Annotated in this window: 10 protein-coding genes; 8 read left to right on the top strand and 2 right to left on the bottom strand. The window is 35.2% G+C overall.

Annotation, left to right across the window (positions count from 1 at the left end):
• Positions 1–52 precede the first annotated feature (52 nt).
• Complete coding sequence (locus tag K350_RS31925) at positions 53–199, bottom strand: 30S ribosomal protein THX (protein WP_081670918.1); 147 nt, start codon at positions 197–199, stop codon at positions 53–55.
• A 377-nt stretch (positions 200–576) separates the two neighbouring features.
• Here K350_RS31925 and K350_RS0106595 point away from each other — a divergent pair, with 377 nt between their 5' ends.
• A complete protein-coding gene (locus K350_RS0106595; RefSeq protein WP_028979227.1) occupies positions 577–2,076 on the top strand; it encodes a T9SS type A sorting domain-containing protein in 1,500 nt (499 codons plus the stop codon).
• 43 nt (positions 2,077–2,119) lie between these two features.
• On the opposite strand, the gene K350_RS0106600 is transcribed toward K350_RS0106595, so the two are convergent.
• Complete coding sequence (locus K350_RS0106600; RefSeq protein WP_028979228.1) at positions 2,120–3,409, bottom strand: anthranilate phosphoribosyltransferase; 1,290 nt, start codon at positions 3,407–3,409, stop codon at positions 2,120–2,122.
• A gap of 284 nt (positions 3,410–3,693) precedes the next feature.
• Between K350_RS0106600 and K350_RS0106605 the strand changes: the two genes are divergently transcribed.
• The 7 genes from K350_RS0106605 to K350_RS27740 are packed head-to-tail and all read left to right on the top strand — an operon-like array spanning position 3,694 to position 12,299.
• Positions 3,694–4,122, top strand: a complete 429-nt coding sequence (locus tag K350_RS0106605; protein WP_245598549.1) for a response regulator — start codon at positions 3,694–3,696, stop codon at positions 4,120–4,122.
• A 9-nt stretch (positions 4,123–4,131) separates the two neighbouring features.
• The gene (locus tag K350_RS0106610) at positions 4,132–5,355 is read left to right on the top strand and encodes a sugar transferase (RefSeq protein ID WP_028979230.1); all 1,224 of its coding nucleotides are present in this window, start codon (positions 4,132–4,134) and stop codon (positions 5,353–5,355) included.
• Between the two features lies 1 nt (position 5,356).
• Entirely contained in the window at positions 5,357–6,109 is a 753-nt protein-coding gene (locus tag K350_RS0106615) for a TolC family protein (protein ID WP_037574438.1), read from the top strand.
• A gap of 38 nt (positions 6,110–6,147) precedes the next feature.
• Positions 6,148–8,325 (top strand): GumC family protein, encoded by a 2,178-nt coding sequence (locus K350_RS0106620; RefSeq protein WP_156026959.1) that lies wholly within the window; start codon positions 6,148–6,150, stop codon positions 8,323–8,325.
• Positions 8,312–9,520: a glycosyltransferase gene (locus K350_RS0106625; protein WP_028979233.1), complete on the top strand. Its 1,209-nt coding sequence runs from the start codon at positions 8,312–8,314 to the stop codon at positions 9,518–9,520. Before K350_RS0106620 ends, K350_RS0106625 begins: the two co-directional genes overlap by 14 nt.
• Entirely contained in the window at positions 9,517–10,854 is a 1,338-nt protein-coding gene (locus K350_RS0106630; protein WP_028979234.1) for a lipopolysaccharide biosynthesis protein, read from the top strand. The genes K350_RS0106625 and K350_RS0106630 overlap by 4 nt, the downstream gene beginning before the upstream one ends.
• Positions 10,854–12,299, top strand: a complete 1,446-nt coding sequence (locus K350_RS27740; protein ID WP_051312927.1) for an O-antigen ligase family protein — start codon at positions 10,854–10,856, stop codon at positions 12,297–12,299. Before K350_RS0106630 ends, K350_RS27740 begins: the two co-directional genes overlap by 1 nt.
• Positions 12,300–12,424 lie beyond the last annotated feature (125 nt).

The following is a 12,424-nucleotide window of genomic DNA, read 5'->3' on the forward strand; positions in this document are numbered from 1 at the left end:
TTAAATAAAAGCACACAAAGATGGTGTGCTTCTAAAATTGTGGTGAAAATAATCAGGCTGATTTTTTCTTTGGAACTGCGACAGGAGCTGCAGGTGCAGAAGGTTTAGCATCAGCTTTTTCAATTTTACTTTTTCTTGAGTTTCCAAAGCTCCCCTTAAAGAGCTTTCCTCTTTTTGATTTTTTATCTCCTTTTCCCATAGTTATAAGTTTAGATAATTTATGAAAACTGAGAACCTTAAGTTAAATAGTGGCAAAATTGTTTAAGAAATAGTAAAGTTTTTTTGGTATTCGATTTAAAAGTTTAAATTCTTGTTTTAATGGATTGAATTTTAGGTGAAAATCGTGTTTGTAGATTTCTAAGAAAGGAGTCTGTTTTATTTATTTTTAATTAATGGGAACGAATGTTACTTTTTAAATCTATTTTTTAAATGATTCTGAATAAAGGAAAAGTTATTTACACTTCGAGATTGTGAAAACTAATCTGCAAGGCTATAGAAGGCCTCAGGAATTATCCTAAGTTTTTTAGTTGTGATAAGTTTTGAATATTTTTAAAATACATTTTTAATAAAAACTTTATGAAAAAAATTTTACAACTAATTCTTGTGTTCTTGTCTGTAAAATCATTTGCGCAGTTTAAGACTATTCATTCTGATCGCACAACTTTTTTCAAGTGCAGTGATACCTTTATGGACGATGAAATAATAGGGAACCCAGGTAGTTTTATACCTGTTCAGATTCAAAATCTAAGGGTAGTTAACTCAGATACTCTTTATAATAACTTTCGCATTCTTAGCTATACAGGTTCTGATGATTATGAATGTAAGGTAACAAACAAAGGGTATGCATGGACTGGCAAAAATATCATTATGACTAAAGATTATCAAGAGATCTTTATTAACTCAGGCGATGACTCTCTTATCTTCAAAAAATATGCGAACGTAAATGACTCATGGATTTTTTACCGAACAGAACAGAATTATTTTGAGGCTAAAGTAACAGGTAAAAAACTGGAAACTTTTTCAATATATAAAGATGAGGTTACAGATTCTGTTTTGACTTTCTCTATTTCCCTGAAGAGAAATGAGAATAACAGCGCATTAGCTCATCCTTTCAATGGTAAGGAATGGAAAATAAGTAAAAAATATGGATTTGTAAAAACATACGATCTTCTCCATTTTCCTGAGGATACCAATGCTTTGATACTTGCTGGAGTTGATAAATTTAATATTGGAGTTCAGAATCTAACAGAAAAGGAAATTTATGATTTTGAAGTGGGGGATGAATTACATATCAAGGAATTTGCCATTTATGAGGCAATAGTGGAAAATAAGATTCGTCAGACAATCCTGATGAAAACTTTCAGCAATAATTCTGTAGATTACCAGATAGAAGTTTTAGAAAATAAAACCAGAAAAAACCTCTGGGGTGGAGAAGAAACTTTTACTGTAAATATAGATACGATTTCACTTAAGATCTCATTAACCTCAGATCTTTATGGTATCAATCAACTTCCCTTAAAGCAAATTGAAAAAGGATGGGCGTCTTATAATTTTCAGTTTTTAAATTCCGGAGATCCTTCAGTTATGGTAAAATCTACAAATGAAGGATATCATTCATCTATGGGATCAACAGATGATTCCTGCTATAGTGAAATAATTACGCTGTCACCTGTAGTAAGCTCCAATGATGAATACTGGCAAGGTTTAGGAGGACCTTACTATGATAGAGTTCTTGGAATAGTGCAGGTAGAACGTCGTCAATTGGTTTATTATAAAAAGGGAACGACAAAAGAGGGAGAGCCTATAGATTTTGTATTAGGCCTTTATCCAAATAAGTTAAGTGTTTCTGTAAGCCTCTCTCCAAACCCAGCTACAGACAAAATCAAAATTTCAAGCGAAGGTATTCAGAATACTTACTATAAAATTTTTAACAATGAAGGAAGAGAAGTTCTCTCCGGTAATTTCTCGACAACTGAAGAAACAATTGAAATAAATAGTTTGAGAGCAGGGATTTATTCAGTGATGATATTGAATGAAGGAGGAGTTGTTTATACTTCAAGACTTGTGAAGAATTGATTTTAAAGTTAGCCTTCATTGTATTGAAGGCTAACTTTACATTTTATATATTCAGCAGATTCCATCGATTCAAAGCTTCTCCCGAATCAAGCTTTTCCTTCAATACAGCAATCAGATCTTTATGTTGTACCAGGTTAAACTTGGTGATAATAACTGCAGCCTGATAAATGATGGCTTCCCTTGCATAATTTTTGTTTCCCTTCAGCGCCGCTATTCCTTCCGATAATACATCTTCTGGTTTGATGCTTTTATCTTGTTTACTTTCCAAAAGTGGAAGCCCAAAGTCCTCGGGAGAAACCAATGACTCATTAATTTCATTGCCATCATAAAATATCGCAGTAGAACCTCTGCTTAGCGTTAACTGTGTTGATCCCTCAAGTCCTTTAAAGATAAGGGCCATTTTACATTCACCTTGCTCTTTAAGTTGCTTAACAACCTCTTCCTTATAGTGAGGATGTGTGTATCCGGAAACTAGATAATTTCCCTGAGTACTTTGAATTGGTTGTAAAAGCTTTTCAAAAGTTGCAAGGAAAGGACGTTTAACCATTTCCTTTCTCATTCTCTTAAGCAGAAAAAGGTCATTGAAAAATATCTGCTGGTCCAGATAACAAAATCCTATAGATTTGTTTTCTAATGCTTGTTGAGCCTGGAAAACAGATATGAGTGGATTTTTACCTGCCAGTTTCAAAAGTTGATGAGAAGTATAGCCCTCTTTAGGTGCAACTTTATCGATGGAGTGAACAATGCAGGGAATGTCTAATGATGCCAGCAATGCTGCAGTAAATAATGAAAAATTAGAAGTCCTGTTAAAGCCATCATAACTATCGGCAATATCAACAATTACAGGAAGATCAGTTTTTACTCTCTCTGCTTTATTCCATAGGCCTGAAAAGAAAGCTTTGTTTTCAATGAAGGTCTCTCGTTTTAACCTTTGTGATTCAAGGAAAGCACCTTTAAGATATTCTGGTGTTTGAATGTTAAATAATTGTTCTATTCCACTTTCAGCCTCTTCTTGAGACAAGTCTTCATGTTTTATGACTTTAAGGATCAGCTTATAAAAATCATCCCTTGTATCACCTGAGAAAAATGGTACTATTTCATTCGGAAGAAATTCTGAAGGAGCAGCTTTAACCTTTTCTATCCATTCTCTTTCGTGATTATTGGGTTCAAGGGTAAGCAGAGCCGTAACCATGGTAGCGACAGTGGTAAGGCTTACATCGGGAGATTTAAATAAATTTTTAAGCTCATTGAGCTCTTCTGCTATAAGACTTTTGCTGCCTTCAGGCCCTATGCCTTTTTTCTTCAGCAATTCCGCTAATCTCTCCTGTACCATAATATTTTATTTGTCATTAAATCTATAGAAATGTTTTTTAAAGTGAAAGATAAAATTGATGGGATGTTCAGTTTTTTGAATACTTAATTTTAATTAATTGATCCTGAGGGGGCAAACATAGTATGAGATATGAAATGCCAGAGGGGCAGCCAAAGCCAATGTTTGGACTGAACAAATAATATGCTGTTGAGTTGAAATTATGTAAGCAGCACACAAAGCTGCTGTATAATCCAATGAGAATTTATAATTAGATACGAGGCAGAAGGCGATAATATTTATTTAGTATGGAAATAATGGAAAAGGCATTGCCAAAAGTTGAAAAACTTGTGGCAGAGAAGGGGAAAACTATTCTTGCAATTGATGACGTTGAGTCAACTTTAGATATAATTAATTGCACTTTGTGCAAAAAATATAATGTAGTAAAAAAGGCAAACGGTAAGGAAGCGTTTGAGTGGATGCATGAGGGGAATATACCGGATTTAATTATTTGTGATTTGCGTATGCCCGAGATGGATGGATTTGAATTTATAAAACATATCCGGTCCAGTGGATTTTTCAGAGAGGTGCCACTCCTAATTCTATCAAGTTATGAATCAAGCAGCGTGAGGATTCAGTGTCTTAAATGTGGCGCTGATGATTTTATGATGAAACCATTCAATCCTGAAGAACTTGAAATAAGAGTAGAAAATATTTTCAAAAGAATTTATAAGTAAAAAATCAGTATGGAGCTTATTACACAGAAGAAGCTGGCTTATATAGACAATCAGGCAGATCGGCTAGAATCATTTTCAAATCGAATGGCAGATGGGTTTGATGTTATACATTTTGAAAACGGATTTAAGTTTTTCGAATGGCATTCTAAGGGTAATAAAATCGATGCAATAATTTCTGCTGGACAATTACACAGCCCGAATGGGCTGTTATTGTTGCAGCATTTAAAACAATCGGATGTAGAGCCGGTTCCTTTTGTTTTTCTTGTAGACAGCATTACAGGACAAGTCCGTTCTGAAATGCTTAAACATAGTGTGTCTGAAATTTTCGAGCAGAATGTTTCAAAAGATCCATTTGCATTAAGATTAAATTACCTTATAGAAAATAAAATTCATTACAAACGAGCATATAAAGAAGGCTTTGTAAGGCATCCTGAGTACAAGATTCCTTTAGTTAAGAGGATATTTGATATAGTATTTGCAACACTAGCACTTATATTTCTAAGTCCATTCTTTCTTTTGCTTGCTATATTAATAAGGCTTGAATCAAGAGGTCCAGTTTTTTATGCGGCGAAAAGGGTTGGTACCGGCTACAAGATTTTTGACTTCTATAAGTTTCGATCGATGAGTGCCGATGCTGATAAAAAGCTAAAGGACCTTGCACACTTGAATCAATACAATAAAAATAAAAAAGGTGCCGAAAGTGACAATAAAAAAGAAACAACAGGAGCTGTGGAAGAAAAGTCTCAGCACACAAACCTTTGTGAAGAGTGTGCCAGGGGAAATAAAGTTTGTCAGTCCATGCTTTTCCTAGATGGAAAAGAAATCTGTGAAAAGAGATTCCTTTTGGAAAAGAAAGAAAAGGATGCGGCTGCATTTATAAAAATAAGTAATGACCCAAGAATTACCAAGATTGGTAAGTTTATAAGGAATACTAGTATAGATGAATTGCCTCAACTTTTCAACGTATTGAAAGGGGATATGTCTATTGTTGGTAATCGTCCGCTTCCGCTTTATGAAGCTGAAAAGATTACAGTGGATCAGTTTACCCTAAGATTCCTAGCACCTGCAGGCATTACAGGTCTTTGGCAGGTAACAAAAAGAGGAACCAAGGAAATGTCAGAGGCTGAAAGAATTCAACTAGATAATGACTATGCCAGGAATTATTCATTCTTGAGAGATCTTAAAATTATTGCGAAAACAATTCCTGCATTATTACAGAAAGAAAATGTATAGTATGAATACCCTTTGGAATAATAAGCATTACGCTTATGGTATGCTTCTTTTGATATTCACTGTGATTTCCCGTTCTACGTTCGGACAAGTAAAAAATGATAGTATTGTAGTACTTCAGGATCTTGAAACACAATTACTTCCCCTGGATGAAATCGTTTCGATTGCGGTGGAGAGATCTCCCTACATAAAAGTGGAGGATGCTAGTATAAAAGCTCGTAAACAGGAGATTCACTTAGCCAGAAAGGATTGGCAAAAAGACATCCAGGCCTTTGGTAACTATGCCACTGGTGACCAAAAGTTTGGTGTATCATATGGAGACTTTAATCGTCAGACTAATTTCCTTAATGGATACAGAGTAGGAGTAAACGTGAGTGTACCATTGTTTGATATAACGGCCAGACATAATAGAATAAAGTTTAGTAAAGCAGAGCTGGAAATGGCTCAAAGTAATAGAGATAGGGTAATAGTAGAATTAAAAAGGCAAATAGCGGCTGAATATAATAACCTGATTGTTGCCCAGAAGCTTCTGAAGATAAGAAGCGAAGGCCTTCAGAATTCACAGCTTGTATATCAGATGGCTGAAAAGCAATTTAAGGAAGGAACAATCTCTCTGGAAGATTATTCCTCAGTAAGTAATACTCTTTATATGGCTGAATCTAACTATGAGATTGCCAGAAAAGATTATAATACAGTTTACAAACAATTTGAATATTTAATAGGGGTAAGTATTGGTTCTTTAATTAAACAAAAATGACCTTTGGTGATATATTTAGGATACTCAGAAAGCACTTGATGCTTCTGATACTTTTTCCTGTTGCAGTGGCTTCACTCGTATACATGAAAACAAGGAAGAGGGAAATGGAATATGCTTCTACATGTCTGATTTATACAGGAGTTGCAAGCGGATACAATGTAACCACAGAAGAACATCCAAGGCTTGATCACAATGCTGTAAGTAATGCATTCGACAACCTTTTAAATACGTTAAAGTCAAGAGAAACAATACAGGAGGTTTCTTTAAGGCTTGTGGCATCTCATATTACCTTAGATAAACCTGATCTGAGATATATCTCTCCTCAGAAGTATAGTGAAATAAAATCTATAGTGCCAGATTCTGTTTTGCGTCAGGTAAAAGCAGCCACTCCTGAGGCTACTTATGAAAAGATGCAAACTTATATAAGTAAGAATAAATTCAATGTATTTTCAGCGCTTGTAGCATCTCAAAATGGTATTTATGGTGTTGATAAAATCCGTGGAAGAGTAAATGCTATCAGAAAGGAAAACAGTGATATGCTGGACGTGTCTTACAGTGCTAATGATGCGGCAATATGTCAGCAAACATTGTTATTGTTGGCTCAGGTTTTTATAAGAAAATATAGTGATATAAAAGAGTCTGAAGTCAAGCATGTAGTTACTTATTATTCAGATCAGACAGATAAAGCAAGGAGAAGACTGACGGATGCTGAACTTAAGCTTAAAGAGTTTCAGGTAAAAAATAGAATCATCAATTTCGACGAACAGGCAAAAGTATTGTCAGAGTCAAGACAAACATATGCAGACGAGATTGAAAAGGAAAAAATGACGCTTGCTTCAGCTCAGGCAAGCCTTGTAAGTCTTGAAGAAAGACTGAAGGGGAGAAAGAATATTATGGAGAGTAATGACAGGGTATTGGCTAAAAGACAAGAGCTGTCCGATATTAATTATAAGATTGCTAATGCTCAGAATTTTGGGGAAACGAAAGAAAAAGTTAAAGAATTAACCGACAAAGCAGATGCTATAAAAAAAGAACTTAAAGATCTTGTTAATAATCTTTACTCTATCAATAATAGTCATGAAGGTATTCCAAGCGATAATATACTTCAGCAATGGCTAAGCAATGTTTTAACTGTCGAGGAGAGTTCGGCAAGGCTTAAGATTATGCAAGAGCGTTTGAATTCCTTTAATTCTGCTTATAATGATTTTACTCCGCTGGGTTCTTTGTTGCTTACTTTAAAAAGAGAAGTGCAGGTAGCAGAGAAAGAATATATGGATAAGCTGGAAGCTCTTAATATGAACCAGCAGAGATATCAGAATGTGAAGATGTCAAGTAATATCAAGCTTCTGGATCAGCCTTTTTATCCGGTGAAGCCTATCGCTTCAAAAGATTTTGTATTGATTCCGCTTGCAATGATAGCTTCGTTTTTGCTGCTACTAAGTTTTTATCTGGCGAAGGAATTATTGGACTCTTCAGTTAAAAATTCTGCAAGAGCACAGCGCTTGACTGGATTTGAAGTGGCAGGTGTATTACCTAAAGTGACTCAGAGGAACAGAATTACAGAATATTTCGAAGATTCTCTAATAGAGCAAGCAGTAAACAGAATAGTGCTGGAAACAGAAAAAACCGCTCCTACAAAGAAAACCAAAATTATTCTTGTTGCTGGTACACAGATCTCAGAAGGGAAGACATGGATGATTTATAAAATGGCCAAACGTATTTCCGACCTTGGATATGTTTCAGAAATATTTACACCAGGTTCAGAAAAAGGCTATCGTCCTGAAACTATTGATAAACGAGAGGTTGTAGATATTTCAAAGGTGAAAATCAGACATTATGAAATTATTGAAAGGATGGTTCCTGCCAGTAAAATCAATGAAATACTTAAGACGATAGATAAAGCAGATTTTGTTTTTCTTGAAATACCTTCTCTTCAGGAATATCAGCTTCCTCTGCAGCTGGTTAAAGAAGCTGATCTGTGCCTATTGGTTCTTAGAGCAGATAGACCTTGGAAAGATTCTGATAACTATCTTTCAGGTCTTCTGACAAAGGTATTAAAATCAAAACCATTATTGGTTCTTAACAAAGTTACTACAGACAGACTGATACAGATTTATGGAAGGGTGCCAAAATGGTTCTCTGCTAAACTTGTCAGCAAAGATAATCAGGATAAAAATGTGACCAAGAAAAATAAAGTATCTTATGATCCGGAATAAAAATATCCTGTGCATGGCGCTTACTACGTGGGATAAGGACTTTGTAAATACTGTTGTGAAAATGATGAGTATTTTAAGTAAGCAAAACAGAGTTCTGTTTGTTGATTATGAGTATACGGTAAAAGATATTATTGCGGCTTTATCCGGAAAGCAGAAAGTTCCTATTACAAGAATGATAGGACTTGAAAACCGCTTGAGAACAGTTAATACTGTTTATGGAAGCGAAATTCATGTGCTTACACCTCCGCCAGTATTACCTATTAACTGGATAAAAAATGAAAATCCTTACAGGGTAATGCTGAAGCTTAACGGTAATCTGGTAAGGGGAGCAATTCAAAGAGCTTTAAAGACATTAAACATGGAAAATCCAATTGTAGTGAATGGATACAATCCCTTCTTTGGACTTCCTTTGGTAGGTGATTTTAATGAACTCTTGAATATTTATTATTGCTACGATGAAATTAAAGGAGATCAATGGTACCATTTTCATGGTCCTGAGATAGAAAAGGAATACATTAAAAAAACAGATGCAGTTATTACAACATCTGATGCTTTGTATAAATCCAAGAGTCCTCTTCATCAGAACTGCTTTGTTGTTAAAAATGGCGTGGATTTTGAACATTTCAATGCTGTTGCTGATGTTAAATTGAAATCTCCTCATGCCCCCAGAATTGTTGGCTATACAGGAAGTATAGATGAAAGGTTTGATTATGAACTTCTATCTTATTCAATAAAAATGCTTCCTGAAGTGCAATTCAATTTTATTGGAAGGGTTACCAATGAAATGGCAAGAATGGCATTGAAGAAATATCCGAATGCCAAATTTATGGGAAGTCGGAAGCCTTATGAAATTCCATCTCTTCTTAAAGATATGGACGTAGGTATCATACCATATCTCAAGAATGAGGTTACAAGCGGAGTATATCCGCTTAAGATTAACGAATACATGGCCGCTGGCAAGCCTGTTGTTATGACTGATTTTGCAAAGATACCTGAGTTTGATAAGCATGTCTGGATAGCGAATTCAAAAGAAACTTTTCTCAATAGTCTCAGAGATGCTTTGTACAATGACTCTTTAGTGAGAATGAAATCCAGAATAGAATTTTCAAAACATAATTCGTGGGAAAATAGAGTTGAGCAGTTCTCTTCAATAATAGAGAGGATGCTGGAGTTGAAAAAGGAAAGAGTTATATGAAGTTTTTAAAGAAGATTTTGTCCAATAATAATATTCTCTCTTTAACTGGTAATGTCATTGCGGCAGGTTTAGGTTTTGTAAGTTTTGCCTTACTCGCAAGAATATTCTCAAAGGAAGATTTCGGTAATTGGATCTTGTTCGTTACTGTTTATGTCTTTATTGAATTACTAAGAGTGGGCTTCTTGCAGACTCCCCTTGTTAAATTTTGTTCAGGTGTGAGTGAAAAGGAGAAGGAGAAAGTAATCGGAAGTTCATGGTTGTTTGCGATTCTGATTACCATTTCTTTTGTGCTTTTAAGCTTCATGCTTAGGGGAGTAATGCTTTATTACATTAATTCTGATGGAGCAATTTATTTTTTTAACTATTTCTGGATATTAATAATTGTTACACTTCCTTATAATTTTTCTTCTTGGATACTGCAGGTGGATATGAAGTTTAGTAAAATTATATATATACGTTTGATTAGTCAAGGTGTGTTTATAGTGCTGCTATGTGCAGAATTATTCTTGCATAGAGGAAAAGAGTTTATTGTACAGTCTTATCTGATCTCAAATTTATCCGGAAGTTTATTTTGTCTGATAGCTGGATGGACTAATATCAAAAGCATTAGATTGGCAGAGTGGAAGAGGGTTAAAGATTTATTTAATTTCGGAAAGTTTAGTATGGGCACTATGGTTGGTGCTAATTTATTGAGAAGTTCTGACACATTCTTAATCGGAGCTTTCTTGGGAGGTGAGGCAGTTGCTATTTTTAATATTCCTCTTAAATTATTTGAATTGGTTGAAATCCCTTTAAGGAGCTTTGCTGCAACTGCTCTGCCTTCTTTTTCGAGATTGGTAAATAATAAAAATCTTCAGGGGCTTAGTAAAAAACTTGAGAGTACAGCAGGTATGTTCAGTATTATGTTACTTCCTGTTGTTGTGTTCTGTATAGTGTTTGCTGAGTATTTGGTGGTTTTATTAGGAGGTGAAGGATATGCTGAATCTGCAAATATTCTCAGAATATTTGCGCTTCATGCTGCTTTAATGCCACTCGACAGATATTCAGGTATGGCTTTGGATGTCCTCAGCCGTCCTCAACAAAATATGTTCAAGGTTATTGTTATGGTGTGCATCAATTCCCTGGGTGTGTTCATCGTAATTAAGTCCTTTGGCATGTTATGGCCTATTGCCATTGTCTCAATACTTACCTTTTCTGTAGGAGTCGTTATGGGGGTATTCTTCTTGAGAAAAGATATTAAGATTATTCCTTCAAGGTTATTTTCAGAAGGATTTAAAGAAATCAAAAGTTCTGCTAAAAAGTTGAAGAGTAAACTAAACCTCAGTATTGACTGATGTCTGATCGTGATATCTTAATCGAAAATGTGAAAAAATATGGCCAATGGCCTTTACTGTTGCTATTTGCATATTTTTTAGGTTTGCTGTTTGCCAAAGGAGGCATTATTATTACCGCTGCAGCGGCTTCTCTTCCATTGATACTTGTGGTTTTTGCCATTATATTCTCATATCCTTTATCAGGTATGATTATGGCCATGGTAGTAGGCTTGATTGTCAATGGTGTTACCAGGTATGTGTCAGCTCCTTTAGGGACATCTCTCGATATTGTGTTAGTCATTAGTATATTCTCTGCACTGTTCAGTGTTTCTTATGAAAATATCAAAAAACTGAATAATAGCTTAATTTGGGTATTGTTAGTGTGGACAGGGTTTACTATGCTCGAAATACTAAATCCTGAAGCTGTAAGCTTTGAAGCATGGTTCTATGCAGTAAGAGCGATATCCTTTTATATTATTTTTCTTATTATACTAACATTCCTGGTACTGAAAACAGAGAAATTCATTGATGTGTTTATTAATTTATGGATGATTGGGGCTTTGGTTGCTGCTCTATATGGAATGAAGCAAATGTATATAGGTCTTGATCATGTAGAGAAGGCTTGGTTGGAAACAGCTGCAGACACGCATATTTTGTTTGGGAAAATAAGGTATTTTTCATTTTGCTCAGATGCAGGGCAGTTTGGTGCCTTTATGTCTTTTTCTACTCTTGTAGCAGTTATATTGTCACTGAAATCTGACTCCACTTTTAAGTCGGTATTTTATTTTATAGTAGCTGTACTGTGTTTCTGGGGAATGGCTATATCAGGAACCAGAGGTGCTATGTTTGTGTTTGTTGGAGTTTTGTTTTATCTCTTGCTCACTAAGAACTTTAGGATATTCACACTTGGGTTTATTGTGATGGCTGCAATATTTTGTTTCTTACGGTTTACTTTCATCGGCCAGTCTAATTATCAGATACAAAGGATGAGAAGTGCAGTAAATCCCCAAAGTGACCCTTCTTTCAAAGTAAGGCTCGAAAACCAGAGAAAGTTAAAAGCTTATCTTGCATCGAGGCCAATAGGTGGCGGAATAGGTACAATTGGCTACTGGGGCAGCCGTTTCAGTCCTGGAACATTTTTAGCTGAAACACCTCCGGATAGTCACTATGTCAGGATTTGGGCAGAAACAGGAATCGTTGGATTGACGATTCATATACTTACTTTATTGTTTATTCTCGCAAGAGGTTTCTATCTTGTTTATAACCTTCGAAATCCTTACCTGAAACAGAAGATGATGGCTTTGTACGCTGGTGTATTTGGGATTCTTGTAGCGAGTTATGGTAATCAAGTTTTAGCTCAGTTTCCTACAATCGTGTTTTGGAGCATCTCCGTTGGTGTTATTTTTCTTGCTCCATCTTTGGATACTGACAAGACTTCTGATACTGTGAAGCCTGTAATGTATTGATCGGTATTGGGTTACAGGCTCTTTTTAACAATCTGTATTTTTAGTAAGTTTCTCTTAAAAGAACTCATTAACTAACGATGTAATAAGAGAATAGGTGGAACTGCGGATAGGATAATAAATTTTTT

Source organism: Sporocytophaga myxococcoides DSM 11118 (assembly GCF_000426725.1).
Lineage (GTDB): Bacteria > Bacteroidota > Bacteroidia > Cytophagales > Cytophagaceae > Sporocytophaga > Sporocytophaga myxococcoides.

What these genes read in the sequence shown, in the direction of transcription:
- K350_RS31925 (WP_081670918.1), bottom strand. Translation starts at nt 199, where the DNA reads ATGGGAAAAGGAGATAAAAAATCAAAAAGAGGAAAGCTCTTTAAGGGG.
- K350_RS0106595 (WP_028979227.1), top strand. Translation starts at nt 577, where the DNA reads ATGAAAAAAATTTTACAACTAATTCTTGTGTTCTTGTCTGTAAAATCA.
- K350_RS0106600 (WP_028979228.1), bottom strand. Translation starts at nt 3,409, where the DNA reads ATGGTACAGGAGAGATTAGCGGAATTGCTGAAGAAAAAAGGCATAGGG.
- K350_RS0106605 (WP_245598549.1), top strand. Translation starts at nt 3,694, where the DNA reads ATGGAAATAATGGAAAAGGCATTGCCAAAAGTTGAAAAACTTGTGGCA.
- K350_RS0106610 (WP_028979230.1), top strand. Translation starts at nt 4,132, where the DNA reads ATGGAGCTTATTACACAGAAGAAGCTGGCTTATATAGACAATCAGGCA.
- K350_RS0106615 (WP_037574438.1), top strand. Translation starts at nt 5,357, where the DNA reads ATGAATACCCTTTGGAATAATAAGCATTACGCTTATGGTATGCTTCTT.
- K350_RS0106620 (WP_156026959.1), top strand. Translation starts at nt 6,148, where the DNA reads ATGCTTCTGATACTTTTTCCTGTTGCAGTGGCTTCACTCGTATACATG.
- K350_RS0106625 (WP_028979233.1), top strand. Translation starts at nt 8,312, where the DNA reads ATGATCCGGAATAAAAATATCCTGTGCATGGCGCTTACTACGTGGGAT.
- K350_RS0106630 (WP_028979234.1), top strand. Translation starts at nt 9,517, where the DNA reads ATGAAGTTTTTAAAGAAGATTTTGTCCAATAATAATATTCTCTCTTTA.
- K350_RS27740 (WP_051312927.1), top strand. Translation starts at nt 10,854, where the DNA reads ATGTCTGATCGTGATATCTTAATCGAAAATGTGAAAAAATATGGCCAA.